A 23794-nucleotide genomic window follows, 5' to 3' on the forward strand; every position below is an offset into this window, starting at 1 on the left:
GAACGAGATTAGTCCTTCTTCTTGTCATCCTTTTCTTCATCATCGCCATCAGGAATAACCGCACCAACGACGGCAGCCGTACCTTTGACGACCCCTTTAGTTGTCTTATAAGCCACTTTAACAGGTACGGTCACAAGCTTATGAATACAGCCCTGCAACATGAAAATACATGTCACGATTGCGAATACACGAATTGTTGTTTTCATACCTGTTTCCATTGCTTAAATATCGCTATAGCCCAAGCTCTTTAAAGCACGCTCATCATCAGACCAGCCACCTTTAACTTTCACCCAAAGCGTAAGCATGATTTTTTGTTCAAACATTTTTTCCATGTCTGCACGTGCATCCATACCGATACTTTTCAGCTTCGCACCTTTATCACCAATTACAATGGCTTTTTGCCCTTGGCGCTCAACAAAGATGGTTGCATCAATATAGGTACAAGGTGGTTTTAAGCGACCGGTTTTTTCATTGACAGTCGCTTCTTCTGTTTTAAAAGATTCAATCTGTACAGTCAAATCGTATGGCAGCTCTTCACCCAACTGGCGCATGATTTTCTCGCGAATAATTTCACTCGCAAGGAAACGTTCTGAACGGTCAGTAATCTGGTCCAGTGAATACAATGGTGGCTGATAAGGCAGATACTTTTCAATGGTATCACGCAGATGCTCAAGATTGGCGCCACGTAATGCCGATACCGGAACAATCTCGGCAAAGTTCATTAACTTGGCACGTTCACGAATCAATGGCAATGCTTCGTTTTTGTTCTCAAAGGTATCCAGTTTGTTGATCACAAGAATCACGGGCATATCTGCATTTTTCAGCTTTTCCAGAACCAGTTCATCGTTTTGAGTCCACTTCTGGGCATCCACCACAAATAAAACCAGATTCACATCACGCAATGCCGAGTGAGCAGCGCGGTTCATCATCTTATTGATGGCACGTACTTCTTTCTTGTGCATCCCTGGTGTATCCACAAATACTGCCTGTGATTTTTCACGAGAATCAATACCGACAATCTTATGACGTGTGGTTTGTGGCTTACGTGAAGTAATTGACAGTTTTTGACCCAATAAATGGTTCATTAAGGTCGACTTACCTACGTTTGGACGACCAACGATCGCAACAAAACCGCTTTTAAAATCTGAAGGAATCGTGGTTCCTTGAGAACTAAAAAATTGATCAATCAAGTTATTGCCGTCTTGCTGCTCAGCTGCTGCTTCTGGCTTATTTTCTTCTGAATGGGACATCAGGTTATTGCTCCAATAATTTTAAAATCTCTGCCGCTGCCGTTTGTTCGGCAAAACGACGACTTGAGCCCTCGCCTTGAATTTTTGGCAATCCATCGACTAAACATTCCACCTTGAAATGCTGATTCGGTGCATCACCCTGAATATCTACAACCTCGTAAACTGGGAGAGGTTTTTTACGTGCTTGTAAATACTCTTGCAAACGTGATTTCGGGTCTTTCAGTTGATCTGTCGGTTCGATATGATCAAGATATGGTTCATACCATTTTAACACAATGCGTTCCAGCAGGTTGAGATCATTACAGTCTAAATAAATAGCACCGATAATTGCCTCTACTGTATCCGCCAAAATCGACTCACGGTGATGACCACCTGATTTTAGCTCGCCAGTGCTTAAAATTAATGACCGACTCAGTTGTAAATCATTTGCAATTTTTCCTAAGGCTTCTTGTCGAACCAGCGTCGCACGCATTCGCGTTAAACGGCCTTCGTTTTCCAGCGGATAGGCATTGTACAAATAATTCGCAACGATCATTCCCAATAACGAATCGCCTAGAAATTCTAGGCGTTCATAATTGTGTTTATGGCTGACAGAACGATGGGTTAAGGCCAGTTTTAACAAGTCAATCTGTTTAAACTGGTGACCAATTCGTCCTTGCAACCGAGTATCATTGAGCTTGTTTTGCAGATTTTTGGTCAAAAGTCTTCTCAAAGGTCATAACTAGACTAATATTTAGCATGAAAGGCTTACGGATTTCATACTTCTTTACTACGACAAGATCATCTTTATAAGTCACTTGCGCAATATCCTTAAAATGTAGGTCACGGATCCCGTTCATATCAAAACGTTGATCCATCTGGGAGGCAAACTTACTTGGTGTAATGTTTGCTGGGCTATCTTTTAATAAGCTTTCAATCTGATTATTAATCAACTTGTCATCCCAGTATGCTGGCCAGATCGCAATTGCTGCTTTTACAGCAACTGCAAATAAAACCACCCCAAATAAAATTGCAATATACGAAGTCCCAAGTTGAGATTTACGCATCTTTATATTTCCTTTATGTTTTTATCAATCAATCTTACCATTTCGGTTAAAACTTGGAAGATTAAAGCCTGGCTCTTTATGCATCCATATATAAAAAGCTCGACCTGTTAAATTCGCTTCAGGTACAAAACCCCAGAAACGACTGTCCGCACTTTGGTCACGGTTATCGCCCATTGCGAAATATTGACCTTCAGGCACGGTGACTTCCCAATCCTGTCCATTGCTTTTGATAAAGACATCATTGGCTTTGGCAACAAATGGCACCAAGGCTTCAGCACCTTTTAACTGCGCAAACTGGAACTGTTCAACCAGCGGATTACGCCCTTCCAGATAGCGGATTAGATGCTGATGCTCACCTAATGTTTCTTTAAAATACAGAGCCGTTGGCGTGTCTTGCTGGTCTTTCTCACGTGAGAATTGTGTCGCGACCTTGGCAATTTGCTGACCGTTAATCGTCAACTCACCCGCCTTGAACTGAATGTGATCACCCGGCAAACCAACGACACGTTTAATATAGCTAATCGTAGGTTGTGGCGGATAGCGGAATACAATCACCTCGCCACGTTTTGGCTCACCTACATTGACAACCTTGGTGTTGACTACAGGGAGGCGTAAACCATAATCAAATTTATTGACCAGAATAAAATCGCCTGTCTCCAAGGTCGGTACCATCGAGTCAGAAGGAATATTAAATGGTTCATACAAGAAAGAGCGTAGGATCAGCACGACTGCCAACACTGGCCAGAAGTCATATGCCCATGTGATAAGAAAATGTTCCTGATTCCGCCCTTTATTTGCACGTTGTTTAAATACAAATTTATCAAGCAACCACACCAGAAAGAAAATCAGTGTCGCCGGTACCAGAATCAAATTAAAATCAAAATCCACAAACCCTCTCTTGCAGTCTCACTGCTCGTTTTGCAGCCGGGTCAAGCATAGTCGCTTTTCCCGGCCTCATTTCTTTATCTATCGACTTTCAATACAGCAAGGAACGCTTCTTGTGGAATTTCAACACTTCCCACTTGCTTCATACGTTTCTTACCTTCTTTCTGCTTCGCAAGAAGTTTCTTCTTACGTGAAACGTCACCACCATAACATTTCGCCAATACGTTTTTACGCATCGCTTTTACGGTAGAACGGGCAATGATCTGTGCACCAATCGCCGCCTGAATCGCAACATCATACATCTGGCGAGGAATCAGATCTTTCATCTTCTCTACCAACGCAATACCACGATGACGCGCATCCTGACGATGGCAAATCATTGCCAAGGCATCGACCTTCTCGCTATTAATTAATACATCTACCTTAACCAAAGCTGAACTTTCGAAACGAACGAAGTTATAGTCGAGTGATGCAAAACCACGTGAACATGATTTTAATTTATCAAAGAAATCCATGACCACTTCTGCCATTGGAATTTCAAAGGTCACTGAAACCTGATTCCCCAGGAATTTCATGTCTTTTTGAACACCACGACGCTCGATACACAAGGTCATGACATTACCTAAATATTCTTGTGGTACAAGGATATGACATTCGGCAATCGGTTCGCGTAAATCTTCAACTGTAGAACCATCCGGCATTTTTGATGGACTGTCGATATAAATGATATCGCCTTTCTTAGTCAGCGCTTCGTAAATGACCGTGGGTGCAGAACTGATCAGGTCAAGATCATATTCACGCTCTAAACGCTCTTGTACGATCTCCATGTGGAGCATGCCCAAGAAGCCACAACGGAAACCAAAGCCTAATGCATCTGAACTTTCCGGTTCAAAGAATAAAGCTGAATCGTTAATCTGTAATTTTTGTAATGCTTCACGGAAGGGTTCAAAGTCACTTGAATCAATCGGGAAAAGTCCGGCATATACCTGAGGTTTTACCTTTTTAAAACCAGGCAAAGTTTCTACTTCAGGGGTCGATGCAAGCGTAATGGTATCACCGACTGGCGCACCAAAAATATCTTTAATCCCTGCAATCACGAAACCAACTTCACCCGCTTCGAGGATATCGGTTTCAGTATGTTTCGGGTTGAATACACCCACTGAAGTTACAGGATGAGTTTGACCTGTCGATTTAACCAGCATCTTGTCGCCCTTACGGATACGACCTTGCTTGATACGGACAAGGGAAACAACCCCTAAATAGTTGTCAAACCACGAATCAATGATTAAGGCCTGTAATGGCGCATCACGGTCGCCTTCAGGTGCTGGAATAACATCAACCAGACGCTCTAGCACACCCTCCACACCTAGACCGGTTTTTGCAGAACAGGTTGGTGCATCGGTTGCTTCAATCCCGATAATTTCTTCAATTTCGTGAATCACACGCTCAGGCTCTGCCTGAGGTAAGTCAATCTTGTTCAAGATGGGTAAAACTTCCAGCCCCTGCTCAATTGCGGTATAGCAGTTAGCAACAGACTGTGCCTCAACCCCTTGTGCAGCATCGACAACCAGCAAGGCGCCTTCGCACGCGGCCAGAGATCGTGACACTTCATAAGAGAAGTCAACGTGTCCTGGGGTATCAATGAAGTTTAATTGATATTCCTGACCATTCGGATGGGTGTAATACAACGTCACCGAAGCGGCTTTAATTGTAATCCCACGCTCACGCTCAAGCTCCATAGAGTCTAATACTTGAGCTTGCATCTCACGATCTTGTAAACCACCGCACATTTGAATGAAACGGTCAGCCAGCGTCGACTTGCCATGGTCAATGTGTGCAATGATCGAGAAATTGCGTATATTTTTGATATCTACGGATTTTTTAGCTTGCGCCATGGGTTACCTTAAGAATATGTACACAACAATCTTTCCAATTAAATAATTGACTATTGTTGCGAAAAATAATGTTTAAAAAGTTCGGCACAGTATAAGCACAACAATGTTAAAAATATAGTGTTAAAAGTATATGTAACCTCGTCTGCATCAAGATCAAGAAAGCGATATGCCAACGTTGAACCGATTTCTGCCGACTCCTCAAAGCGATCCAGTCAAAAAAGTGAAGCAGGGCTTTTTAAATCATCAAACATTGGCTTTGAATGAGATTGATCAGGAGGATGTCACGCTGATTTATTTTAATGTACTACATGAAAAATTTAGAACGATATAAACGGGAAAACGACAGGCTTAGCGATAATCGCTTAAAAACAGAGCTACAGGATTCAGGAAAAACCACGTCACCTTAACAGCTAACAATTTTTTCGATATAACCGATTCGAGAAGAGAAAAGCATATTAAGGAAAAGCGGCCTGATCGCTAACGCCCCAAATTAGCCCAAGCCCCTTATTTTTAAAGTTAATTTGGATTAATATAATAAAAATACAAAATCAGCGTTACGAGCAAAATGCTTGCCAGCGTTAAATAACATCCTACTGTATTAAAGCTTTTTACGAATTTTAAGATATCCATATTTCATGATTTTCAAAAAAGTTGTGACTATTATCACAGATTTGACGAAAAATAGTGAAACAACCGCCGATAAAAGCACCATTTAATCCGACTAACTTTCAGAACAGTTTTTATAAGCTTTCGAGCACTGATAAAGCATTCAAAAAACCATCAACTCCTGTCAGGTACACTTTATCACTCATCTCTATGCCGTCGTTAACAATGGAATCCGCACTTGAACAGATGCACAAAGTACGTACTGCTCCCATCGCTTGTTTAACTCCATAAGGTTTAGTATGGCTGGTGACAAGCCAGCCAAAATTAAATAAATAGGCCACCCGTATAAATTTCACCCAAAAAAAAAAGCCGCACTTGATTAGTACGGCTTTCCTATTCTCTTTTTAATTATTCAATTTTATGCCAGAACATCACAGTTAAATTAAACTCGTATTTAATTAAAAAAGCGCAAGCAATCAGACCTAACCCCACAAACAAAAGTGTCATATCAAAAACAACACTTCCGATCACAAGTACAATGCCTGCAAACAAGCACAGTAAATAAAAAACAACAACCCCCACGTTGTCATTCATCATGTTCCCCAAAACATAATATAAGAGACTACAAATTAAACAATATACAAAAATTATACAATCAGACCAATATATTGATTTTTTCGCATAAATCATCGTATTTAAACGTTTTTTTAATTTCAAAAACTTAAATTATGTTAATTGGTTAACTATTCTTTGATTTATTTTGATAAATAAATCATAAAAAGCAGCCAAGCATTTGCCGCCCAGCTGCCTTCCAGTCTTTAAATGTTAAAGCGACTAAGACTGTTCATATGAAATTGAAAAGTCCATTGGATTTAAATCTGGTGAAATCGGCTGATAGGCTTGCGTAAAACTCGGTGACATCCGTTTTGGGCGTCCTGTTTCGATTTCAATGCAGGCCCATTTTGTATTTCCGACAAAAAGTACACTCTGGTCTTTCGGGCGGTAAAATGCATACTGGCGGAAAGAATACAGCGCATTAATATCATCTAGCCAGGTTCGCAAGATGACCTCCTCTCCTTCCAGTGCGGCTTTGCGATACTGCACATGATGTTCAACCGCGACCATTGCATGTTTAAGTTCAAGATATTGAGCCAGTCCCAACCCCAATGTTTCAATATGTGCTGACGCAACATCCTGCATCCACTGGATATACATCACGTTATTGACATGGCCCAACACATCAATATGCTCAGGCTGAACTTGTATTTTTAAATCAAAAATCGTACTCATCATCTGGCTTGTTTCATTAATCAAGGTTCAGTTAGATACACTAGTCTAAATACATCTGCATTACAAAATAAAAACCACCCTTTTGTAGAGTGGCTTTTATCAATAGAAATCAGGTTTAAGGTAAACGTAAACCCAAGATTGCGCGTTGTCCCTGACGAATAATGGTCACACGGGCAACACTATTTTTTGGTAAGGCACCTACCGTTTTAGCGAACATCTGACTGTTGGTAATGGCTGTACCATTAACTTGGACGATGACATCACCTGCGACCAGATTCGATAATGAAGCAAGACCACCACGCTTCACATCCTGAATTAGAATACCACTGCGGATGTCCAAACGTGCTTGCTCGGCCGCAGTCAGGTCTCGAATACTCATTCCCAAACCGCTGGTTGGATTATTTTTCTCGGCATTAGCAGCCGTGTCATCTGGTGCCGTCCCCAGTGTTGCAGAAATGGTACGTGTTTTATCATCACGTAAAATTTCTAACTGAACGGTTTGATTTGGCGCAATGCGATTTAATGAATAAAGTAAATCGCCTGTACGCGAAATTGGCACACCATTGGCCTTCAAAATCACGTCGCCTGATTTTAGGCCTGCTTTTTCAGCAGGTGATTTTGGTGCAACCTGCGTGATCAAAGAACCTTCCGGTTTCGGTAACTTATAGGCTTCAGCCAAATTACGATCGATATCCTGCATCATGATCCCAAGATAAGAACGTGTCACTTTACCCGTCGTTTTCAACTGTTGTACGACATCCATCGCCACATCAATTGGAATCGAGAAGGACAAGCCCATATATCCGCCGGTACCACTAAAGATACGCGAGTTCACCCCTACCACTTCACCACGCTGGTTAAACAACGGACCACCAGAGTTCCCCGGGTTCAGTGCGGCGTCTGTTTGAATAAATGGAACTGAAGTCTCACCACTCATGTTACGGGATTTGGCACTGACAATCCCCGCTGAAGCCGAGTAGTCGAAGCCAAATGGTGAACCAATTGCAAGTACAGGCTCACCAACGCGAAGCTGGTCTACATTCCCTATTCTTAATTCAGGGAAATTGGTTCCATTGACTTTAAGCAAAGCAATATCAGTACGTTCATCACTCCCCACCAGTGTTGCATCAAGTTCACGGCGATCATTCAGGATAATACTGATACGGGAAGCATTCTCGACCACATGACGATTCGTTAATAAATAACCGTCCTTGCCAATAAAAAAGGCACTGCCATAACCCGTTTTTTCCTGTGGCCCCTGCTGTTGCGGAATAATCACCTGATTACCAAAAAAACGACGCAAAATTTCCGGAACCTGTTGTTGTAATAACTCTTCCTGAGTCATTTTCTTGACCACATTGACACTCACCACAGCAGGACTGACCTGCTCAACGAGATTTGAAAAATCTACTGGCGAAGCAGCGTTGACTTGAGCAGCTGCTATCGTAAATACCGCAGCATACATTCCTTGTTGTAAATAGCGACTTTTCATGAAGCAAGAACCTACATACTGATGATTAAAATAAAAGTGATAGTCTATGTTTGTAGCATAACCATATCATTCTTTTCGTAAAAAAATGTTTATATTTTCAATGCATACAACGAAATAGAACAATGAAATGTGAATGAATTATGGAGGAATTCCAAGCATTCACCGATCATCTAGGGTTTTATCTTGAACAGCTTAAGTCTAGATTAAAACCCTGTACTGAAAGCTCATCGTTTTCTTATACACCACAAAATATATAAATAATAATGAGTGAATAAATTCCATTCGCTAAAATTTCACTCAATTTCAGGCAGATTGGCCCTTGCCTTTTTGATAAAAAAGCGGTGTCATTAGCGAACGTTTAAAACTGAAGCAGATTGACATGCCTGATTTAAAAACAATTCACCATTTTGATGTGATTATTGTGGGCAGTGGCGGTGCAGGTTTAAGTCTCGCACTCTCTTTACCAAGTCATTATAACATTGCAATTCTGGCAAAAGCCGCGCTGACAGAAGCCAGTACCTTCTATGCACAAGGCGGTGTCGCTGCAGTCTTAGACGAAACAGATTCAATTCAACAACATATTAATGACACTATGATTGCAGGCGGCCATCTTTGTGAATTAGATGCCGTCAAACATACCGTCGAAGGTGGTAAACCATCCGTTGATTTCCTGCTCAAGCAAGGCGTGCAATTTACGCTAGATGATGATGAACAACTGCATCTCACCCGTGAAGGTGGTCACTCACAACGTCGTATCATTCACTCTGCCGATGCAACCGGTAAAGCCATTTCTACTACGCTGGTCGAACGTGCCAAAGAACGAAAAAATATTACAATTTTTGAAAATTATATTGCGATTGATCTGATTACCCGACACAAGCTTGGACATCAAAACCAAGCTAATCGTGCGATCGGCCTCTATGCTTTAGATGAAGCCAGCGAACAGGTACATACTTTCCTAGCGCCCTTCACCGCACTTGCCTGTGGCGGTGCAATGAAAGCTTATCTCTACACCTCAAATCCTGATATTGCCACAGGTGATGGGATTGCCATGGCCTATCGTGCCGGTTGTCGTGTCGCCAATATGGAATTTAACCAGTTCCATCCAACCTGTTTATACCATCCGAAAGCGCGTTCTTTCTTAATTACCGAAGCGATGCGTGGTGAAGGTGCTTATCTGCGTTTACCAGACGGCGAACGTTTTATGCTGCGTTTTGATGAACGCGCTGAACTTGCACCGCGTGATATCGTGGCACGTACCATCGACCATGAAATCAAGCGTTTAGGTATTCGTCATGTCTGGTTAGACATCACCCATAAATCACCAGAGTTTATTACTGAACATTTCCCGACATTGTATGCCCGTCTACTTGAACTCGGCATTGATATCACCAAAGATATGATTCCTGTGGTTCCTGCAGCACACTATACCTGTGGTGGTGTGGTGGTCGATGAACATAGTCAGACTGATCTCGATGGTTTATATGCCATTGGTGAAACCTCTTATACAGGTCTACACGGCGCCAACCGTATGGCCAGTAACTCACTCCTTGAATGTTTCGTTTATGGCATGAGTGCAGCAGAAGATATTGAACAGAAGTTTGATGCTGAGTTTCAATTTCCAGATGTTCCAACCTGGGATGAAACGCAAGTCACCGATGCCGATGAAGATGTGGTGATCCTGCAAAACTGGGATGAGCTACGTTCCACCATGTGGAACTATGTGGGGATTGTCCGTACCACTAAACGTTTACAACGCGCCTTACATCGTATTGAAATGCTCAAGCATGAAATCACTGAGTATTATCAGGATTATCGCGTTAGCAAGAACCTGATTGAATTGCGTAACCTGGTTCTGGTTTCAGAAATGATTGTACGCTGTGCGATGGAGCGTAAGGAATCACGTGGTTTGCATTACACGCTGGATTATCCTGAACTCTCCAATGAAATTCGTAAGACGGTGTTAACACCGCCGAATTTTAAAGTGGAACAGCCGTTGGTGAATGAGTAATATTTATTTTAGACAAATACTAAATTAATAATTGGGCTGAATTACTAGATATAAGTAATGTTGGCCCAGCCAAATCTTGATTATTTATAAGGAACTGCGCACAAAAAAGTAAAGTTTTCTGTTGTCTTGTCTAATTCATATGAAAAATTATATATCAATATTATTGAATTAATAGGAAAAGGCAACCTAAAGCCCTTTAAAGTTATTTCCTCTTTTATCTTATCTGAATAAGAAAAACCTTCTAAAATTATCTCGAAATTACTAGTTAAATTATGGAAATCCTTTTCAATAAAATCGTCATCTACAAAATCTATTTCAAATTCTTTTGAAAAAATAGATCCTACAAACTCACCATCCAATGAATAATCATTAAATGTATAACTATTTAACGAATCATGAGAATCTAATACTCCCCCCCCCAAATAGAGACATAGTCATTTTTCTGCATCACTCATCACCTAATACAACATAAACCATCTGATTAAATATTAACCCTTTGTTCTAAAAATTCTAAATATTTGGGGTCATCTTCCATGAAAATATCGATGCCCCCTCCCATATAAGCTCGAACAAATTCATCTTGTGCTTTTTCCCAATTTTCTTGTTCAAAATAATACTGTCCTAAACGAAAGTGTATATATGGATTACCCAAACCATTTGGACATTGCAAAGCATTATAAAAAGCTTTGAAAGCTTTCTCATTATTATTAAGGTGTAAATGTGCATCACCTACTGCAACGTATATCCATGTTGCTGCTTCCCACTCTTTATGATTAGAAGGCAATAAAAGCAAAGCATCCAAATATAAATCCTTTGCCTCCTCAAACTGCCCTTCTGCAACCTGCTTATCGCCTTGTTTACATAAGTCCATAACATGTTGATAAACATTATCAGCTAATTTTTTCATAAAAAACCAACCAAACAGAAGTAAGTCATTGATAATTTGTTAGTTCACAATAATAGAAAATAAATTGTAATAAAACAGCTCTTAGAGCAGTTTTATATAATTTAATGCCTCTTCAAACACTACATCCGCATTCTGTGTTGCATCCAAACGTTTGATCCGCTCAGGCTCTGCTTGCCACAAGGTCTCATAACCCGCACGAACTTTAGCAAAGAAACTCAACTTCTCTTGCTCAAAACGATCCAGTGCACCACGCTCTCGCGCACGAGTCATGCCCAACTCAATCGGTGCATCTAACCAAAAGGTGATATTCGGCATTTTCGCCACAAAAGTTTGATTTAACAGTTGCAGCTTTTCCTGACTTAAACCACGACCAGAACATTGATAAGCAAAGCTGGCATCGGTAAAACGATCGCTCAGCACAATTTTACCTGCTTCTAAAGCGGGTAAAATCACTTGCTGTAAATGCTGTGCCCGTGCTGCATAAATCAATAACAGCTCAGTATCATGACTCATTTGCTCTTCATGATTCACCGCTAATAATAAGGAACGAATCTGCTCAGCCAATGGTGTGCCGCCTGGTTCACGGGTCAACACCACTTCTTTACCTTGCTGTTCAAAGTACTGATGAATTTTACGAATCAGCGTAGTCTTACCAACACCTTCCGTACCTTCAAAACTAATAAACATTATTCGCCCTGCTTTTTCTTTGAACGTAGTACAGTTAAATATTCTTGCACTGCACGATTATGGTCTTCTAGAGACGCGGTAAATTTATGCCCGCCATTGCCCGTAGCAACGAAGTAAATATTTTTGGCATCGTCTGGATGCATCGCTGCTTCAATCGCTTTTTTACTTGGCAAAGCAATTGGTGTTGGTGGTAAACCGTTAATGGTGTAGGTGTTATAAGCCGTTGGCGTACGCAGGTCATTACGCGTGATATTGCCTTTATAGTTCTCGCCCATGCCATAAATGACGGTTGGATCGGTTTGTAGGCGCATACCTATTTTCAGACGACGGACAAATACACCTGAAACCTGTTCCAACTCACTGTCTAAACTGGTTTCTTTCTCGATAATTGAAGCCATGATCAACGCTTCATACTTATCTTTATACGGTAAGTTCGGCGCTTTCTTGGCCCAGGCTTCATCTAATGATTTCATTTGACGGCGATACAAATCAGTTAAGATTTTCTTGTCCGTTTCACCTTTGGCAAAGAAATAAGTATCTGGTGCAAATAAACCTTCTGGATGTGTATATGGAATGTCTAATTGCTTTAACAGTTCAGATTGAGGAAGGTCAAGTAAGGTATTGGTGACATTCGAATCTTTTCTTAAATTCTGAATCAACTGAGAAAAGGTCGTTCCCTCAATCACCAAAATACGGTTCATCTGCGCATTATCTGCATCAGACAGCATATCCATGACCTGACGAACCGACATGCCTTGCGTAATTTCATAAACACCTGCTTTCATGGTGTCATGAATCATAAACTTCTGATAGAGCTTTAAAACTATCGGAAAGTTCACATTATTTTCTTTGGCTAAACGATCAATAAAACGTGAATAGGTATCGCCAGAAGAAATGACCAGAAGTTGTTTCTTGCCTTCTACGGGATAAGCTTTGAATAGGCTTGACCATACAATGCCAAAGATCACCAAAACAAAAACAACAATGGCGATTAAAAATGCTTTGAAAAAAGAAAAACTGGATTTCGGTTTCGCTTTTGGCTTCTTTTTACTTTTGCTGGAACTAGGCGGCTTTGGCATATTAATCAATCTGGCTAAGTTTTAAAGTTTCAAATAAATCAAGATAAGGTTGTTGCTCTAGACAACGGTCATGAAATCGAATCACCGCTTTCATCGGGTGCAACGCGTTGCAGAAGAATAAACTCTGAATACGGCCAATTTCGTTCATCTCAATACTACGCTGCTCACATTTAACCTGATATTGCTGCATTCTCGATAGAATTTTGGCACGCATGACACCGTGGACGCCATTATAACGAAGTTCAGGCGTAATCCACCGATCATTTATACGAATAAAACAATTACTGCTCACCCCTTCAACAATAGCCCCCTGCACATCACTGACCAATGCTTCCAGCCAGCCATGCTGATCTGCCTCTTGCTTGAGTAATACCTGCTCTAATCTATTTAATGTTTTCAGTCCAACCAGATGTGGCATATTCAACCCCAAGGCATGATTTAACAGGCCACTTTCAATCCATTCCGGTTGAAAAGCCTGTGTCACTCTCGGGTAATACCAGACATAAATATCGGCTGCATGTAGCGGTAGACTATAGCCGCGATCTCCCTCACCGCGACTAATCACCACTTTTAAGGTACCATTCAGCATGGCATATTGCTGCTGTAAATGTACAAGTGACTTTTCAATCAAGGATAAATCGGCATCGAGGCTTAGGCTATTACAGGCCAGTTTTAAACGTGCAAAGTGCAACTCTTTTAGCTCAAAATTTCCGTGAAAAATACGTGCTGTGGTAAAGCAACCATCACCATAATGAAAAGCACGGTCTAATAAAGGAATGGCATCAATTAACTGTCCATTTTTATAACACTGCATGATCTAAGCACCTACTCACTCAACAAGACCGCACGACCAAAAATAAATAAACATTTGATTTTAAACAATTATAACAATTAAAAGATTGAATTAAAAATGTGTTATATATCAACAATTCAGCAAAGCTTATCTATTTTATCTATTTCTATTTTTTTCATAACAAATTCGATTTTAATTATTTTTTTTGCAAAAAAACTGGCGTTATGCTGCGTACATATTCCAAACAGTGATTTAGTTTTAAGGGGTTTGTCATGCGTTTTTCTCAAGTTAAAGTCGGCGTCATTGCTGCATTACTCTCAGTTTCTTCATTTGCGGCACAAGAGTTCTTAAATGTCTCTTATGACCCAACTCGTGAACTCTATACCGATTTTAACAAACAGTTCGGTACCTTCTGGAAACAGCGTACCGGTCAGGACATCGATTTTAAACAGTCACACGGCGGCTCAGGTAAACAGGCCCGTTCCGTGATTGATGGCTTAAATGCAGATGTAGTTACACTTGCACTTGCAGCAGATATCGATGAGATTGCTCAAAATGCAAAATTACTTCCAGCAGACTGGCAAAAGAAATTACCGAATAACTCTACACCATACACATCAACCATTGTTTTCCTGGTTCGTAAAGGAAATCCAAAACAAATCAAAGACTGGGGTGACTTGGTTAAACCAGGGGTAGAAATCATTACACCAAACCCGAAAACCTCTGGCGGTGCACGCTGGAACTACTTAGGTGCTTGGGCATGGGCAAAACACCAGAAAGGCGGCAACGATGCCAAAGCTCAAGAATTTGTTCGTCAAATTTATAAACAAACCAAAGTACTTGATTCAGGCGCACGTGGCGCAACCACAACTTTTGCTGAACGCGGTATCGGTGATGTATTGCTGGCTTGGGAAAATGAAGCCTACCTAGCCGTACGTGAACAGCCAGGCAAATTCGAAATCGTCACACCTTCTCTTTCTATTCTTGCAGAACCGCCTGTTGCTGTGGTTGAAAAGAATGCCGAGAAAAAAGGCAATCTACAAATCGCCCGTGGTTACTTGAACTACCTGTATTCACCGGCAGGACAAGAGATTGCTGCACGTAACTTCTACCGCCCACGTAATGCAGCGGTATTAAAGAAATATAGCAATGTATTCAAACCCCTAAAACTTGTCACGATTGACCAGGAATTCGGTGGCTGGACCAAAGTGCAAAAAACTCACTTTGATAATGGCGGTATCTTTGACCAGATCGTCAAACAGAACAGCACAAGCAAATAATTTACTTGGCGGGTAAATAGGGAGAGCGGACATGATTCATACGGTAATTGTTCCAGGTGTAGGTGGTAGCGAAGCGCAGCATTGGCAGTCTTGGTTACAACAGCAACTCGTGTCTAGCTCTCGCGTTGAACAGAAACATTGGGATCGTCCAGTATTAAGTGAATGGATTGCTCAATTTGTAAAAACAGTCGCAGCCGCGCCTGCGCCAGTGCAAATCGTGGCACATAGCTTTGGCTGCTTGACCAGTGTTGCAGCACTTGCTGAGCATCCAGAACTCCGGACCAAAGTTAAGAACCTGCTTCTGGTTGCACCTGCAAATCCAGCACGTTTTGGTGAAGCCGGTTTTGCACGCCATAGCTTGACAGACTATCAACAGTATTTTCAGCAGCTCAAAATTGAGGTACCCACCACCTTATTGATTAGTGAAAATGACCCTTGGTTAGGTTATGTCGATGCACTCCAGCTGGCACAGGCATGGAAACTGACGCCAATCAATCTAGGGCCTGTCGGTCATATCAACGTCGCATCTGGATTTGGTCCCTTTCCTGAGATCCTCAACTATTTGCTCCCTGAAAAAAAGATGCAACCTATCGTCCGAATGAGTCAGGCAAATTTTAATCTGAAATTTGCCTAACCCCAGCTTTCCGTAATTGTCGTATTCGCATTATTTATTTGCTTGTTTTAGCAAATCTTTCTCTTTGAGGAAATATCATGTCGCAGCGTTCCCGAGTGCTGCCTGGGTTTGGTCTCTCATTAGGCTTCACCCTCGCTTACGTGTCTTTGATTGTACTTATTCCTTTATCTGCTGTATTTATCAAATCTTTAGGGATTGGATGGGATGGTTTATGGGAAATCTTAACCTCAGAACGGATTTTAAAATCCTTACAGCTGAGCTTTAGTGCAGCGCTTATTGCTGCATTAGTGAATGTTATTTTCGGTTTGTTACTGGCTTGGTGTCTGGTTCGCTATAACTTTCCAGGTAAACGTCTTGTTGATGCATTAGTCGACTTACCCTTTGCACTGCCGACAGCGGTAGCCGGTATCGCGCTCACCTCCTTATATGCTCCAACAGGCTGGATCGGACAATATCTTTCGCCTCTTGGAATTGAAGTAGCGTATACGCCAATCGGGATTACTCTTGCCTTAATCTTTATCGGTTTACCCTTTGTGGTTCGTACAGTTCAGCCTGTGCTCAGTGATATTGAAACTGAACTGGAAGAAGCTGCTTCTGCCTTAGGTGCCAATCGTTGGCAAACCATTACCAAAATCATTTTACCGATTTTATTCCCGGCCCTGCTCACAGGTTTTGCTTTGGCTTTTGCCCGTGGTGTCGGTGAGTATGGTTCAGTCATTTTTATTGCAGGCAACCAGCCTTATAAAACTGAAATCGCACCATTGATGATTATTTCTCGCTTAGAAGAATATGATTATGCAGGTGCAACCACGATTGCGGTCGTCATGCTTGTTCTGTCATTTGCCATCTTATTTTTAATTAATTTAGTACAAGCATGGGCAAGCCGCCGTACAGGGAGAGTTGCGCAATGAGCTTAAATACCAATAGCAATGCTTTAGCAGTCAAGCTTCAAGCCCGTGACGCAACCCGTGAACCGACCTGGGTACGTTATAGCTTAATCAGTGTTGCGATAATCTTTTTTTTAAGTTGCTTACTACTTCCTCTGATTTTGGTATTTGTTGAAGCATTTAAACAAGGTCTAACTGTTTATATCAATGCCTTAACCGATTCGGACACCTTATCGGCAGTGAAGTTGACACTGCTGACAGCTGCCATTGCCGTACCGATTAATGTGGTATTTGGTGTAGCAGCGGCATGGGCTGTTGCGAAATTCCAGTTCCGAGGTAAAGCGATTCTCACCACGATTATAGATATACCGTTCTCGGTCTCTCCTGTGATTGCGGGTCTGATGCTGGTGCTGATTTTTGGCGCACAAGGCTGGATGGGTGGCTGGTTAATGGATAACGACATCAAAATCCTGTATGCCGTACCTGCGATTGTATTAGCCACCATTTTTATTACTGTTCCATTTGTAGCACGTGAATTAATTCCTTTAATGGAGGCTCAAGGGACTGAGGAAGAAGAAGCCGCGATTGTACTCGGTGCTTCTGGCTGGCAAACCTTCTGGAAAGTGACCCTGCCTAACATCAAATGGGGTCTGATTTACGGGGTAATTCTGTGTAATGCCCGGGCAATGGGTGAATTTGGCGCAGTATCCGTGGTTTCTGGACATATCCGTGGCCAAACCAATACCTTACCGTTACACGTCGAGATTCTTTATAACGAATATACCTTTAGTGCTGCATTTGCTGTGTCTTCATTACTGGCATTTTTAGCGATCATCACTTTGATTTTGAAAACATGGCTAGAAATACGTCAAGAGCAAGCAAATAAACATCAGCCGAATCACTAAGGAATAAACACATGAGTATTCAAGTTAAAAATATTGAAAAACACTTTGGTGCATTCCATGCGCTGAAAAATATCTCTTTGGACTTTCCTGAAGGTGAATTGGTTGCCCTACTTGGTCCTTCAGGCTGCGGAAAAACCACCTTATTACGGATTATTGCAGGTCTGGAATCTGCCGATGGTGGTCAGGTTCTACTTGAAGGCGAAGATGCGACCAATATCCATGTACGTGAACGTCAAGTCGGTTTTGTATTCCAGCATTATGCCCTGTTCCGCCACATGACTGTTTTTGACAATATTGCCTTTGGTTTACGCGTCCGCCCACGTGCAACACGTCCATCGGAAGCTGAAATCAAAAAACGTGTAACCCGTTTACTGGATCTGGTGCAACTTGGGTTCCTTGCAGATCGTTATCCTGCCCAGCTCTCTGGTGGTCAGCGTCAACGTATCGCCTTGGCACGCGCCTTAGCTGTTGAGCCACGCGTTTTGTTACTGGATGAGCCATTTGGTGCACTAGATGCAAAAGTTCGTAAAGAATTACGTCGCTGGTTACGTACCTTACATGATGAACTGCATATCACTTCGATCTTTGTCACCCATGACCAAGAAGAAGCCTTGGAGGTTGCGGATCAAATCATCGTAATGAATAAAGGCGATGTTGAACAGATCGGTTCACCACGTGAAGTGTATGAAAAACCGGCAACACCTTTTGTTTTTGATTTCCTTGGTCAAGCAAATCGTTTTGAAGGCGAGCATACTGACGGTATTATCCGTATCGGCGATGATCGTATTCAGTTACCTACCAGCCTAGAAGCACCACAAGGCAAAGTGATTGCTTTTGCACGACCAAATGAATTGCATATTCATACCCAGCCTCAAGCCAATACCATTGAGGCAACCTTCTTACGCGAGGTATGGATTGCTGGCCGGGTTGTGGCTGAATTACAAGATCGTAGTGGACGAACCATTGAAATTTTATTAAGTGTAGAAGAGGCGAATTTACATCAATTCAAACCAAATCAAACGGTCTGGATCAGCGCAGCTCAACTTCATTTATTTGCAGATCAAACAACGCAAGTTGCTTAGAATAATACCTTGAGGGTGGCTAAAATATCCTTATGGAACCTTAGCCTTTCCTCACCTTATGTGGAAAAACGATTATGAACTTTCAACAACTCAGAATTATTCGAGAAACTGTTCGCCAAAACTTTAATTTAACTGAAGCATCTGCGGCATTGTATACCTCCCAATCTGGTGTCAGTAAACACATCAAAGATCTAGAAGATGAATTAGGCGTACAGTTATTTGTACGTAAAGGAAAGCGTTTATTGGGTCTGACTGAACCCGGTCAGTCTTTATTGAGCATCGTGGAACGCATGTTGGTCGATGCCGATAATATTAAACGTCTCGCAGACGATTTTAATAAAGTTGATGAAGGCACACTGACCATTGCCACCACACATACCCAAGCGCGTTATGTATTACCACCCATTGTGAATCAGTTCAAAAAATTATTCCCGAAAGTTCATTTGGTTTTACAACAAGCCAGTCCTGTTGAAATTGCAGAAATGCTGCTTCAGGGTGAGGCTGATATCGGGATCGCAACCGAATCATTAACCACAGAAGAAAACCTGGCCAGTGTGCCGTATTATGAATGGCACCATAGCATTATTACTCCGAAAGACCATCCATTGGCAAAACTAGATAAAATCAGCCTGGAGGTATTGGCTGACTATCCGCTGATTACTTACCACGGCGGTTTCACGGGTCGTTCAAAAATCGACAAAGCTTTTGAAGATGCACAACTCCATGCAGACATCGTGATGTCAGCACTCGATGCCGATGTCATTAAAACCTATGTTGAACTAAATATGGGCGTCGGAATTGTCAATGATGTCGCTTATGATGCTGAACGTGATTATCGCCTACAACAGATCAAGACTGATGTGTTTGGTGTAAATACCACCTGGATCGCAGTGCGTAAAGGCCATCTACTACGTGGCTATGGCTATGAATTCATTTCCTTATGCTCCCCAGAAACAGATATTAAGGCTTTGAAAAAAGTGGCTTATCCAGAAGAATAATTGATCCTGAATATAAAAGGCGCATGATGCGCCTTTTATATTGTCTATTTCACAGGCATAAAAAAACGAGCATAACGCTCGTTTTTTTATGCTGGATGCATGGATTAGAACTTGAAGCTCACACCAACTTTCGCAACTGGCATCCACTCATATTTGTTTTTGTTGGCAATTTTGTCTGCTTCACGATCAGCTGCCGCTTGACCAGATTCAACACCACCTACTTTTACCAGACCTTCAGATTTTAAATCAACTTCAGGGTTGCCAGTATAGTAAGCGCCGACTTCACCAAACACACCAACGTTTTTATAAACTGGAGTATTCAAACCAAAACCTAGGTATGGAGCAAGTTGGTTATCATAGTTTAAATGACCTTTAACCGAACCATTCCCACCAGGAGCATAGTAGTTAGAGCCATCAATCTTAATGGTGTCATTTGAGTTAGATACTGATTTTTTCAAATCATAGCTATTATCAAGATAGCCAACACCTGCTGCTACGTACAACGCACGAGCAAATGCATTTTGATTTGTACCCCATGGATAAATTTCAGCATTTAAATATGCATTTTTATTATCCATATCCATATCATATTTCGTGCCATCAATTTTCAAACTGTCTGACCAAGAAATATCCCCACCATTATAACCAAGACTTAAGCTAACGTATGGGTTGACTTTATATGAAATTGCACCACCGTAACCAGTAGTACCAACTTCAGCACGAACTGAAACTGGATCTAAGTATGAAGGAAAAGCGTAAACAGATTCCTGCACAACTTGCTCATCTGCCGCAAATGCAGTACCTGCAATCGCTGTTAATGCACCTGCTGCTAACATAACACGCAAAGCTTTCATTGAAGTCTCCTCAAAAATGCTCTTATTAAAAGTATAATTGTTACTGTGAACACAGCATAAAATAAATAGCGCTATTTTTTTATACAGAAACTGATTATTTTTTGTTATTTTTTGATACAAATTCGAAGGAATTATGTATTTATAAATTATAGATAAAAAACAATAGGCTCCATTTTTATGACAGTTTTGTTGCTCAATTTTAAAACAAAATATTGTAACCACTTTTTTCAAAGATTCTTGCATCAAAGTAGTGTAAAATCTTCAAAATTTTTTTGGAAGAAGGAAGATCATGTCTCAGCTTTCTACAATCATTGAGCAAGCATTTGAAGACCGTGCCAACTATAGTGCAGCGGACTGCCCGACCGAAATCCGTCAAGCTGTAGAACAAGCATTGGCTGGATTAGATAACGGTACACTACGTGTTGCAGAAAAAATCGATGGTGAATGGGTTGTTCACCAGTGGCTGAAAAAAGCCGTTTTGCTTTCATTCAAACTCAATGATAACAAACCGATCGAATCGTGTGATCTTCGTTTCTATGACAAAGTAGATACCAAACATTCAGGCTGGACTGAAGAACAGTTCAAAGCTGCAGGTGTACGTGTCGTGCCTCCTGCGGTTGCCCGTCGTGGTAGCTTTCAGGCTAAAAATGTGGTGTTAATGCCATCTTATGTCAACATTGGTGCTTATGTAGACGAAGGCACAATGGTTGATACTTGGGCAACTGTAGGTTCATGTGCACAAATCGGTAAAAATGTTCACTTGTCTGGTGGCGTTGGTATCGGTGGTGTTTTAGAGCCTTTACAGGCAAACCCGACCATTATTGAAGATAACTGCTTCATCGGTGCGCGTTCTGAAATCGTTGAAGGCGTGATTGTTGAAGAAGGCTCTGTCATTTCAATGGGCGTTTTCATTGGTCAATCTACCAAGATCTTTGATCGTGAAACGGGCGAAATTCACTACGGCCGTGTACCAGCAGGTTCTGTGGTTGTTGCAGGTAGCCTTCCATCAAAATGTGGTACCTACAGCTTATATGCAGCCATCATCGTAAAAAAAGTGGATGCAAAAACACGTGCAAAAACCAGCTTGAACGATTTATTACGCGCTGACTAATTTGTAATATATACGGAACTTAATGGTTCCTCGTCTCTACGATCAGTCATGGTCGTAGAGATTTTGTTTTTTATGTAGCATGCTACTTGTGTGGCACCTGTTTGTGGTAACTGTTTATGGCTTCCTTACGTTCTTCTGCAATTCCTGTCTCTGATCCTGCGGCTGGTTTACGCATTACGGAGATCTTTTACTCTTTGCAAGGCGAAGCGAATACCTTTGGTCTACCGACGGTGTTTATTCGCTTAACAGGTTGTCCGTTACGTTGCAGTTATTGTGATACGACCTATTCTTTTGAAGGCGGCGAGCGTTTATCACTGGAACAGATTATCGAAACCGCAAGCCAGCATAAAACACCTTATATTTGTGTCACAGGTGGCGAACCGCTTGCACAACCAAACTGTCTGATCCTGTTACAGCGTCTTTGTGATCTTGGCTTTCAGGTTTCTCTTGAAACCAGTGGCGCTTTGGATGTTTCCAAGGTTGACCCACGTGTTTCCAAAGTGCTGGATTTAAAAACACCCACCTCGAAAGAAGATCACCGTAATTTGTTCAGCAATCTTGACCATCTCACCCCACATGACCAGATTAAATTTGTGATCTGTAATCGTGAAGACTATGAATGGTCAAAACAACAGCTGGAACAGTTCCAATTGCAAGACAAAGTGAGTACGGTTTGGTTCTCACCTGCTTTTGCAGTGGAAAAAGGTGCAGTTGTCCTGCCAGCATTGGCACGCGACTTGGCCCAGTGGATTTTAGAAGACCATCTCCCTGTTCGCTTCCAGCTACAGTTACACAAACTGTTATGGAATGATGAATCCGGTCGTTAAAAGCTTATGAAAACCACATCTCCCAGAGGAATGGTTTTCCTCAAATTTATTTTAGGTTGAATAATGGAAAATAATATGCGTTCTCGTGCCATCGTATTATTGTCTGGCGGCTTAGACTCAACAACGTGTCTGGCCTGGGCACAGGCAAATTATGAATGTATCGCCCTAAGCTTTATGTACGGTCAACGTTCAACCACTGAACTTGATGCAGCAAAAGCACTTGCTCAACGTGCAGGCGTTGAACACCGTATCATTAATATTGATTTAGGCAATTTAGGTGGTTCCGCGCTTACAGATCATAACATTGAAGTCCCAGAACAATTACAAGAAGGGATTCCTGTAACTTATGTTCCAGCACGTAACACAATTTTCTTGTCTTATGCCCTTGCTGCGGCAGAGGTTTTTGACGCTGCTGCCATTGTAATTGGTATCAATGCCGTTGATTATTCAGGATATCCAGATTGTAGACCTGAATTTATTGACGCTTTTGCCAATCTTGCGCATTTAGCAACCAAAGCGGGCGTTGAAGGAAAACCTCTTAAAATAGAAACACCTTTGTTACATTTATCCAAAGCGAATATTATACGCTTAGGCATCGAACATGGCGTAGACTACAGTCAAACGGTATCCTGCTATCAGGCAGATGCTCAAGGACGTGCATGTGGCAAATGCGACAGTTGTCGTTTACGTCAACAAGGTTTTATCGAAGCAGGTATTGCGGATCCTACGCGTTACGCTGAATAATCGATATTAGGGTAAAAAATTAGGTACATTATATGAAGTTTTCTAAATCAAATCTTATTCTTTCTACAATGATGTCAGCTGCTGCACTTTTTGCGACAGCAACTCACGCAGCTGATAATCCATTACAAACTGCGTATAAAAGTACCAATGTAAAAGCAGCATTGGTCAACGTATGTAAAGACCAGACTGCAAAAGGCGGTAAATTAACAGCGGCAGAAGTCAGCAAATTCTGTGGTTGCCAGATTGATGCTCAAGGTAAAGTGACTGAAGCGCAAAAATGGGAAATCCAGAGCGCAATCAATGCCAAGAAAAGCCCAAGCTCTTTAGCTTTTGTACAACAGCAAAATAAAGACCTACAAGCGTGTTTAGGTGCACCACTTGTCAGCAAGTTAGAGAAACTGACTGAAGAAGCAATGAAAGCTGCTCAACAACAACAACAGGCACCGAAAAAATAAGCCTGTATGCTTGAAAACAAAGCCTGCATTTATGCAGGCTTTTTTATTGGGCTTTGTTAAAATCTCCTTTATCTAG

Annotated in this window: 26 protein-coding genes; 11 read left to right on the top strand and 15 right to left on the bottom strand. The window is 41.6% G+C overall.

The window, feature by feature from the left end; translation table 11 throughout:
• Positions 1-8: 8 nt before the first annotated feature.
• The 9 genes from ACNQO6_RS01475 to ACNQO6_RS01515 form a co-directional block, all read right to left on the bottom strand.
• Positions 9-206 carry an NF038104 family lipoprotein gene (locus ACNQO6_RS01475; protein WP_005284684.1) on the bottom strand — a complete coding sequence of 66 codons (198 nt, stop codon included), beginning with the start codon at positions 204-206 and terminating at the stop codon, positions 9-11.
• A 15-nt stretch (positions 207-221) separates the two neighbouring features.
• Positions 222-1250, bottom strand: a complete 1029-nt coding sequence (era, locus tag ACNQO6_RS01480; RefSeq protein WP_005229533.1) for a GTPase Era — start codon at positions 1248-1250, stop codon at positions 222-224.
• 4 nt (positions 1251-1254) lie between these two features.
• Complete coding sequence (rnc, locus tag ACNQO6_RS01485) at positions 1255-1950, bottom strand: ribonuclease III (protein ID WP_004771512.1); 696 nt, start codon at positions 1948-1950, stop codon at positions 1255-1257.
• Positions 1919-2296 (bottom strand): DUF4845 domain-containing protein, encoded by a 378-nt coding sequence (locus tag ACNQO6_RS01490; protein ID WP_005229531.1) that lies wholly within the window; start codon positions 2294-2296, stop codon positions 1919-1921. Before ACNQO6_RS01490 ends, rnc begins: the two co-directional genes overlap by 32 nt.
• A 24-nt stretch (positions 2297-2320) precedes the next feature.
• Complete coding sequence (gene lepB, locus ACNQO6_RS01495; RefSeq protein WP_199949374.1) at positions 2321-3184, bottom strand: signal peptidase I; 864 nt, start codon at positions 3182-3184, stop codon at positions 2321-2323.
• Between the two features lie 74 nt (positions 3185-3258).
• Entirely contained in the window at positions 3259-5076 is a 1818-nt protein-coding gene (lepA, locus tag ACNQO6_RS01500; protein ID WP_343578581.1) for a translation elongation factor 4, read from the bottom strand.
• A gap of 740 nt (positions 5077-5816) precedes the next feature.
• Complete coding sequence (locus tag ACNQO6_RS01505) at positions 5817-6023, bottom strand: hypothetical protein (protein WP_440207889.1); 207 nt, start codon at positions 6021-6023, stop codon at positions 5817-5819.
• A 493-nt stretch (positions 6024-6516) separates the two neighbouring features.
• Positions 6517-6972 (bottom strand): acyl-CoA thioesterase, encoded by a 456-nt coding sequence (locus ACNQO6_RS01510; protein WP_440208062.1) that lies wholly within the window; start codon positions 6970-6972, stop codon positions 6517-6519.
• A 115-nt stretch (positions 6973-7087) separates the two neighbouring features.
• Positions 7088-8464 (bottom strand): Do family serine endopeptidase, encoded by a 1377-nt coding sequence (locus ACNQO6_RS01515; protein ID WP_440207890.1) that lies wholly within the window; start codon positions 8462-8464, stop codon positions 7088-7090.
• A gap of 373 nt (positions 8465-8837) precedes the next feature.
• Here ACNQO6_RS01515 and nadB point away from each other — a divergent pair, with 373 nt between their 5' ends.
• Complete coding sequence (gene nadB, locus ACNQO6_RS01520; RefSeq protein ID WP_440208063.1) at positions 8838-10475, top strand: L-aspartate oxidase; 1638 nt, start codon at positions 8838-8840, stop codon at positions 10473-10475.
• An 80-nt stretch (positions 10476-10555) separates the two neighbouring features.
• Here nadB and ACNQO6_RS01525 read toward each other — a convergent pair whose 3' ends face one another.
• The 5 genes from ACNQO6_RS01525 to pabC all read right to left on the bottom strand — a co-directional run bounded on the left by ACNQO6_RS01525 (position 10556) and on the right by pabC (position 13962).
• Entirely contained in the window at positions 10556-10834 is a 279-nt protein-coding gene (locus ACNQO6_RS01525) for an immunity 22 family protein (protein ID WP_440207891.1), read from the bottom strand.
• Between the two features lie 122 nt (positions 10835-10956).
• Positions 10957-11382: a tetratricopeptide repeat protein gene (locus ACNQO6_RS01530; RefSeq protein WP_440207892.1), complete on the bottom strand. Its 426-nt coding sequence runs from the start codon at positions 11380-11382 to the stop codon at positions 10957-10959.
• 81 nt (positions 11383-11463) lie between these two features.
• Complete coding sequence (tmk, locus tag ACNQO6_RS01535) at positions 11464-12069, bottom strand: dTMP kinase (protein WP_153568262.1); 606 nt, start codon at positions 12067-12069, stop codon at positions 11464-11466.
• On the bottom strand, positions 12069-13148 hold the full coding sequence (gene mltG, locus ACNQO6_RS01540) for an endolytic transglycosylase MltG (protein ID WP_343578576.1): 1080 nt from the start codon (positions 13146-13148) through the stop codon (positions 12069-12071). The genes tmk and mltG overlap by 1 nt, the downstream gene beginning before the upstream one ends.
• A gap of 1 nt (position 13149) precedes the next feature.
• Positions 13150-13962 carry an aminodeoxychorismate lyase gene (pabC, locus tag ACNQO6_RS01545; protein WP_343578575.1) on the bottom strand — a complete coding sequence of 271 codons (813 nt, stop codon included), beginning with the start codon at positions 13960-13962 and terminating at the stop codon, positions 13150-13152.
• A 251-nt stretch (positions 13963-14213) separates the two neighbouring features.
• Here pabC and ACNQO6_RS01550 point away from each other — a divergent pair, with 251 nt between their 5' ends.
• The 6 genes from ACNQO6_RS01550 to ACNQO6_RS01575 all read left to right on the top strand — a co-directional run bounded on the left by ACNQO6_RS01550 (position 14214) and on the right by ACNQO6_RS01575 (position 19727).
• A complete protein-coding gene (locus ACNQO6_RS01550; RefSeq protein WP_440207893.1) occupies positions 14214-15221 on the top strand; it encodes a sulfate ABC transporter substrate-binding protein in 1008 nt (335 codons plus the stop codon).
• Between the two features lie 31 nt (positions 15222-15252).
• Positions 15253-15855 carry an RBBP9/YdeN family alpha/beta hydrolase gene (locus ACNQO6_RS01555; protein WP_440207894.1) on the top strand — a complete coding sequence of 201 codons (603 nt, stop codon included), beginning with the start codon at positions 15253-15255 and terminating at the stop codon, positions 15853-15855.
• 77 nt (positions 15856-15932) lie between these two features.
• A complete protein-coding gene (cysT, locus tag ACNQO6_RS01560) occupies positions 15933-16766 on the top strand; it encodes a sulfate ABC transporter permease subunit CysT (RefSeq protein ID WP_343578571.1) in 834 nt (277 codons plus the stop codon).
• Positions 16763-17647, top strand: coding sequence for a sulfate ABC transporter permease subunit CysW (gene cysW, locus ACNQO6_RS01565; RefSeq protein WP_440207895.1), 885 nt, complete (start codon positions 16763-16765; stop codon positions 17645-17647). The genes cysT and cysW overlap by 4 nt, the downstream gene beginning before the upstream one ends.
• A gap of 11 nt (positions 17648-17658) precedes the next feature.
• Complete coding sequence (locus tag ACNQO6_RS01570; RefSeq protein WP_440207896.1) at positions 17659-18729, top strand: sulfate/molybdate ABC transporter ATP-binding protein; 1071 nt, start codon at positions 17659-17661, stop codon at positions 18727-18729.
• Positions 18730-18803: 74 nt separating this feature from the next.
• Positions 18804-19727 (top strand): CysB family HTH-type transcriptional regulator, encoded by a 924-nt coding sequence (locus ACNQO6_RS01575; RefSeq protein WP_262765023.1) that lies wholly within the window; start codon positions 18804-18806, stop codon positions 19725-19727.
• Positions 19728-19831: 104 nt separating this feature from the next.
• On the opposite strand, the gene carO is transcribed toward ACNQO6_RS01575, so the two are convergent.
• Positions 19832-20581 (bottom strand): ornithine uptake porin CarO, encoded by a 750-nt coding sequence (gene carO / locus ACNQO6_RS01580; protein WP_343578588.1) that lies wholly within the window; start codon positions 20579-20581, stop codon positions 19832-19834.
• A 289-nt stretch (positions 20582-20870) separates the two neighbouring features.
• Here carO and dapD point away from each other — a divergent pair, with 289 nt between their 5' ends.
• From dapD to ACNQO6_RS01600, 4 genes are all read left to right on the top strand, one after another.
• The gene (dapD, locus tag ACNQO6_RS01585) at positions 20871-21692 is read left to right on the top strand and encodes a 2,3,4,5-tetrahydropyridine-2,6-dicarboxylate N-succinyltransferase (protein WP_005229497.1); all 822 of its coding nucleotides are present in this window, start codon (positions 20871-20873) and stop codon (positions 21690-21692) included.
• A gap of 116 nt (positions 21693-21808) precedes the next feature.
• The gene (gene queE / locus ACNQO6_RS01590) at positions 21809-22519 is read left to right on the top strand and encodes a 7-carboxy-7-deazaguanine synthase QueE (RefSeq protein ID WP_440207897.1); all 711 of its coding nucleotides are present in this window, start codon (positions 21809-21811) and stop codon (positions 22517-22519) included.
• A gap of 75 nt (positions 22520-22594) precedes the next feature.
• A complete protein-coding gene (gene queC, locus ACNQO6_RS01595; protein WP_199949367.1) occupies positions 22595-23263 on the top strand; it encodes a 7-cyano-7-deazaguanine synthase QueC in 669 nt (222 codons plus the stop codon).
• Positions 23264-23295: 32 nt separating this feature from the next.
• The gene (locus tag ACNQO6_RS01600) at positions 23296-23718 is read left to right on the top strand and encodes a hypothetical protein (RefSeq protein ID WP_343578566.1); all 423 of its coding nucleotides are present in this window, start codon (positions 23296-23298) and stop codon (positions 23716-23718) included.
• Positions 23719-23794: the final 76 nt, after the last annotated feature.

This window comes from Acinetobacter calcoaceticus (assembly GCF_051947995.1).
In the GTDB taxonomy this organism is placed as follows: Bacteria; Pseudomonadota; Gammaproteobacteria; order Pseudomonadales; family Moraxellaceae; genus Acinetobacter.

Bases quoted from the DNA above. Each gene is read 5' to 3' on its own strand.
- ACNQO6_RS01475 (WP_005284684.1), bottom strand. From the start codon at position 206: ATGAAAACAACAATTCGTGTATTCGCAATCGTGACATGTATTTTCATG.
- era (WP_005229533.1), bottom strand. From the start codon at position 1,250: ATGTCCCATTCAGAAGAAAATAAGCCAGAAGCAGCAGCTGAGCAGCAA.
- ACNQO6_RS01490 (WP_005229531.1), bottom strand. From the start codon at position 2,296: ATGCGTAAATCTCAACTTGGGACTTCGTATATTGCAATTTTATTTGGG.
- lepA (WP_343578581.1), bottom strand. From the start codon at position 5,076: ATGGCGCAAGCTAAAAAATCCGTAGATATCAAAAATATACGCAATTTC.
- ACNQO6_RS01510 (WP_440208062.1), bottom strand. From the start codon at position 6,972: ATGAGTACGATTTTTGATTTAAAAATACAAGTTCAGCCTGAGCATATT.
- ACNQO6_RS01515 (WP_440207890.1), bottom strand. From the start codon at position 8,464: ATGAAAAGTCGCTATTTACAACAAGGAATGTATGCTGCGGTATTTACG.
- ACNQO6_RS01530 (WP_440207892.1), bottom strand. From the start codon at position 11,382: ATGAAAAAATTAGCTGATAATGTTTATCAACATGTTATGGACTTATGT.
- tmk (WP_153568262.1), bottom strand. From the start codon at position 12,069: ATGTTTATTAGTTTTGAAGGTACGGAAGGTGTTGGTAAGACTACGCTG.
- mltG (WP_343578576.1), bottom strand. From the start codon at position 13,148: ATGCCAAAGCCGCCTAGTTCCAGCAAAAGTAAAAAGAAGCCAAAAGCG.
- pabC (WP_343578575.1), bottom strand. From the start codon at position 13,962: ATGCAGTGTTATAAAAATGGACAGTTAATTGATGCCATTCCTTTATTA.
- ACNQO6_RS01550 (WP_440207893.1), top strand. From the start codon at position 14,214: ATGCGTTTTTCTCAAGTTAAAGTCGGCGTCATTGCTGCATTACTCTCA.
- ACNQO6_RS01555 (WP_440207894.1), top strand. From the start codon at position 15,253: ATGATTCATACGGTAATTGTTCCAGGTGTAGGTGGTAGCGAAGCGCAG.
- cysT (WP_343578571.1), top strand. From the start codon at position 15,933: ATGTCGCAGCGTTCCCGAGTGCTGCCTGGGTTTGGTCTCTCATTAGGC.
- cysW (WP_440207895.1), top strand. From the start codon at position 16,763: ATGAGCTTAAATACCAATAGCAATGCTTTAGCAGTCAAGCTTCAAGCC.
- ACNQO6_RS01570 (WP_440207896.1), top strand. From the start codon at position 17,659: ATGAGTATTCAAGTTAAAAATATTGAAAAACACTTTGGTGCATTCCAT.
- ACNQO6_RS01575 (WP_262765023.1), top strand. From the start codon at position 18,804: ATGAACTTTCAACAACTCAGAATTATTCGAGAAACTGTTCGCCAAAAC.
- carO (WP_343578588.1), bottom strand. From the start codon at position 20,581: ATGAAAGCTTTGCGTGTTATGTTAGCAGCAGGTGCATTAACAGCGATT.
- dapD (WP_005229497.1), top strand. From the start codon at position 20,871: ATGTCTCAGCTTTCTACAATCATTGAGCAAGCATTTGAAGACCGTGCC.
- queE (WP_440207897.1), top strand. From the start codon at position 21,809: ATGGCTTCCTTACGTTCTTCTGCAATTCCTGTCTCTGATCCTGCGGCT.
- queC (WP_199949367.1), top strand. From the start codon at position 22,595: ATGCGTTCTCGTGCCATCGTATTATTGTCTGGCGGCTTAGACTCAACA.
- ACNQO6_RS01600 (WP_343578566.1), top strand. From the start codon at position 23,296: ATGAAGTTTTCTAAATCAAATCTTATTCTTTCTACAATGATGTCAGCT.